The 3,922-nt window shown below is 62.8% G+C and carries 4 protein-coding genes; 2 read left to right on the top strand and 2 right to left on the bottom strand.

Annotated elements, in window-relative coordinates:
• The first annotated feature begins 131 nt into the window (after window positions 1-131).
• Together SIN08_RS14640 and SIN08_RS14635 are read left to right on the top strand one after the other, a co-directional pair.
• The gene (locus SIN08_RS14640; RefSeq protein ID WP_322452342.1) at window positions 132-758 is read left to right on the top strand and encodes a methyltransferase domain-containing protein; all 627 of its coding nucleotides are present in this window, start codon (window positions 132-134) and stop codon (window positions 756-758) included.
• Window positions 759-785: 27 nt separating this feature from the next.
• Complete coding sequence (locus tag SIN08_RS14635; protein WP_322452341.1) at window positions 786-2,861, top strand: HelD family protein; 2,076 nt, start codon at window positions 786-788, stop codon at window positions 2,859-2,861.
• A gap of 4 nt (window positions 2,862-2,865) precedes the next feature.
• On the opposite strand, the gene SIN08_RS14630 is transcribed toward SIN08_RS14635, so the two are convergent.
• A complete protein-coding gene (locus SIN08_RS14630; RefSeq protein ID WP_322452340.1) occupies window positions 2,866-3,630 on the bottom strand; it encodes an ADP-ribosylglycohydrolase family protein in 765 nt (254 codons plus the stop codon).
• Window positions 3,627-3,920: a hypothetical protein gene (locus SIN08_RS14625; protein ID WP_322452338.1), complete on the bottom strand. Its 294-nt coding sequence runs from the start codon at window positions 3,918-3,920 to the stop codon at window positions 3,627-3,629. The genes SIN08_RS14630 and SIN08_RS14625 overlap by 4 nt, the downstream gene beginning before the upstream one ends.
• Between the last annotated feature and the right edge of the window lie 2 nt (window positions 3,921-3,922).

The raw sequence follows: 3,922 nt of genomic DNA, 5'->3' as shown, positions 1-3,922 counted from the left end.
CGCTCTGACCGCCGGCCCGGCCGAAAGGTCGCGAGCCGCGTGAGCTTGATATTTGAGGAAATGCCGGACTGCATTGACCGTGAGCACCTGTCGCGGAGGACGCAGAGAGATCGGCTTTGCGGAGGTAGCGCGTGACGACATGGCTGCACGAGCAGCGGCTTGACGCGGCGCACCGGATCGTCCGCGCGAGCGGAGCTTCCAGTGTCCTGGATCTGGGGTGCGGCGATGGCGACCTGCTCGTCCGCCTGGCAACGGAACCGCAGATAGAACGGATCGTCGGCGTCGATCTGTGCGGAGCCTCCCTAAACCGCCTTCGCGCGCGGCTGGACGCATTGACGGAGGAAGCAACGGCAAGGGTCGATCTTGTTCTCGGCTCGATGACCGAGGGCAATTCCAGGCTGACCGGCTTCGACTGCGCCATCCTGATCGAGACGATTGAGCATATCGCACCCGACCGGCTGTCGACCTTGGAACGGGCCATTTTTGCCCGGATGCGCCCGGCGACCGTGGTCGTAACGACGCCGAACGCGGAGTTCAATCCGCTGCTCGGCGTTCCACCCCATAGATTTCGCCACGCCGACCATCGTTTCGAATGGGATCGGGCGAAGTTCCGCCGCTGGGCACGCGGTGTTGCCGCAAGAGGCGGTTATGCCGTCACCTGCAACGACATTGCCGGACGGCATCCCGCCTATGGCGGCGCGAGTCAGATGGCGGTTTTCAAGATCGCCGGCTCCTCTGCCGACCGCCTCTCCGCCTGAGGAAGCAATCGAAAGCAAGAAGAACGCATGAACACCGTCGAAATGGAAGAACAGGCCCGCCTCGAAGATTGTCAGGTACGCATCCGCGAAAACCTGCAGGAGATCGGTGCGCGCCTCGACGCCTACGCAAAGGACATTCAGGCGAACAAGGATTACATGTGGGAAGCGCGCCGCGACATGGACCACATCGACAAGGTGGCACTCAGGCAGTCCATCGAACAAACCATGCGCTCGGCCGAGGTGCTGAAGTCTCAAAGGCAGAAGCTCCATAAGCTCCGCAACTCACCCTATTTCGGGCGTTTCGATTTCGCGCGAGGCCAGGATGGAAGCGGCGTGGCCCAACCGATCTATGTCGGCGTCCATGATTTCCGTGACGAAGCATCGGGCAAGACGCTGGTCTACGACTGGCGTGCGCCGGTCTCGTCCCTGTTCTACGACTATGAGATCGGTCCCGCCCAGTACCAGGCGCCCTCGGGCGCGGTGGAGGGCCGGCTGGAACTGAAGCGCCAGTTCCGCATTCGCGAAGGGCGGATGGAGTTCATGCTGGAATCGGGCGTGAACATCGTCGACGACGTGCTCCAGCAGGAACTCAGCCGCTCGTCCGACGAGGGCATGAAGAACATCGTCGCGACCATCCAGCGCGACCAGAACGCCATCATCCGCAACGCGGAGGCCGACACGCTCATCATCCAGGGGGTTGCCGGCTCCGGCAAGACCTCCATCGCGCTCCACCGCATCGCCTTCCTGCTCTACCGCTTCAAGGACACGCTGAGCTCGAAGGACATTCTGATCATCTCGCCCAACCGTGTCTTTGCCGACTATATCGGCAACGTCCTGCCCGAGCTTGGTGAGGAGCAGGTGAGCGAGATTGGGATGGAGACGCTTGCCGACGAACTGCTTCAGGGCAAGTACCGCTTCCAGACCTTCTTCGAGCAGACATCGCAGCTGCTTGAAGGGAAGGATGCGGCGTTGAGAGAGCGGATCGCTGCGAAAGCGTCCTTGGATTTCATGAAACAGATCGATGCCTATATCGATCATCTGGAGGCCAACTCGTTCAAACCCGTCGAGTGGCGCGCCGGCATAGGACGCATCGTGCCGGACTGGCATTTCGCAGAGACCTGGCAGAAGCACCGCGGCCTGCCGGTGACCGAGCGCATCGCCGAGGTGGTGCGCACGACCGAGCACAAGATTTTCCTTCACTACAAATACGAACTGGAGCCCAGGCAGCGCAGGGAACTGCGCGAGGTTGTCCGGGGCATGGTGAAGCGCACGAGCCTGCGCGCGGCCTACAAGGGACTGTTCGAGTGGTTGGGCCGACCCGAGCTCTTCAAGCCGGCGGGAGGAAAGCTCGAATACTCCGACGTTTTCCCGCTCATCTACCTCAAGATGCGGCTGGAAGGTGTCGAGAACCTGCGCAATGAGGTCAAACATCTGCTCATTGACGAAATGCAGGACTATTCGCCGGTTCAATACGCGGTGCTCGGAAGGCTTTTCCCCTGCCGGAAGACAATCCTGGGCGACGCCACACAGACCGTGAACCCGTATGGCGGCTCGAATGCCGAGCAGATTCAGCGCGTGCTTAAAGCCGCAGCGCCGGTGAAGCTTACCAAGAGCTATCGCTCGAGCTGGGAGATCATGCGCTTTGCCCTCGGCATCTCGCCCAATGAGGAACTCGTGCCGATCGAGCGGCACGGAGAGCCGCCACAGGTCATCGGCTATGCGCGGCAGGCTGAAGTCGCCGAACGCATTTTCGCCGAGGTTGAGGATTTTCAAGCCTCGACCCACCGCAGCCTGGCGGTCATCGCAAAGACGCAGAGACAAGCCGAGAAGCTGCATCGGCAACTGACGGAAAAAGGCGTCGAAACGCGGCTGCTCGACGCGGGGAGCAGCGGTTTTTCGACCGGCATCATCGTTTGCACGGCGCATCTGGCGAAGGGGTTGGAGTTCGACCGCGTGATCGTCCCGGATGCTGGCGTGCAGAACTACGGCACGGACATGGATCGCAACCTTCTCTACGTGGCCTGCACACGTGCGATGCACCGGCTGACCGTGCTCTTCGCGGGGGAGCCGTCGCCTCTCCTGCCGGTGGAGTCCATGGCCTGACTTGTCAGTCGACGGTGCGCCGCTGCTCGAAGCGGTCGAGCGCCTGGCGCAGGTCTTCCGTCAAATGTTCGCGTGCCCGGATGGCAATATCGTGTGGCACGCCATGGATCGCCTCCGCGACCGCTCCGGCGATACAGGCGAGGGTGTCGGTGTCGCCGCCAAGGCCAATCGAGATCCGTACGGCATCTTCCCAATCCTTGGCTTCGAACGCTGCGGTAAGCGCAGGCGGAACAGTGCCCGCCGCGCTCACATCGAAGCCGCCGCGCTTGAGCGCAGTCTCGGGGCGCAAATCGTAGCCATAGGTCTCGGTGATCCAGGCGCGCACTTCCCGTGCGGGTTTACCCTGGCGGAGCACGAGGATCGTTCCCGCGACGGCCTGTGCGGCCTTGATAGCCTCGGGATGATCGTGGCTCACGGCCGACTGCGCGGCGGCAAGCGCATCCGCCTCGGCTTTGGTCGCAGCAAGCCAGCCGACCGCGGCAACGCGCATCGGTGCGCCATTACCCCAGCTCCCATAGGCGGGCGCATCGTCTGCAAAGGCCCAGTTGATGAACATGCCGCCATAGCCCGCATCGGGATGCCGGCGCACGAAGGCGCGCAGCGTCGAGGCGAAGTCCGCCCGGCGCATGATCGCATCGGCGACGGCCAGGCTGCACACCGTGTCGTCGGTGAAGCGGCAATGGGGATGGAACAGGTCGAAACCGGCGGGCGGCTCCGGATGGCCTTCAAAGCGCGATCCGATGATGTCGCCGGCGACGGCGCCGATCACGACCCCTCTCCCGTCGGGACGGCGACGATGTACTGGGGAAGCTTTGCCTCGAACTCGGGGAAATAGCGGGCGATCACGGTAATATCGAAGCTCGAGAGAATGGCTTCCTTCGGCTCGCGATCCAGCAGGAAGCGAAAGGCGGCTTCCACGCAGTGGTCCGGCAGGCAGGCGCCATTCGTGAGCCGGTCGTAATCCGCGCGCGACATGGTCACCCGGTGGTGCGTCTCACTGCCGGATTCGCGGATCACGACATCGAACGTGAACGGATCCGAATGGCCGGTTTGCTTCACAG

Source organism: Chelativorans sp. M5D2P16, assembly GCF_034427935.1.
Lineage (GTDB): Bacteria > Pseudomonadota > Alphaproteobacteria > Rhizobiales > Rhizobiaceae > Chelativorans.
The sequence above is the reverse complement of the archived record's forward strand: the minus strand, read 5'-3'. Positions and strand labels throughout refer to the sequence as shown.

What these genes read in the sequence shown, in the direction of transcription:
- SIN08_RS14635 (WP_322452341.1), top strand. Translation starts at nt 786, where the DNA reads ATGAACACCGTCGAAATGGAAGAACAGGCCCGCCTCGAAGATTGTCAG.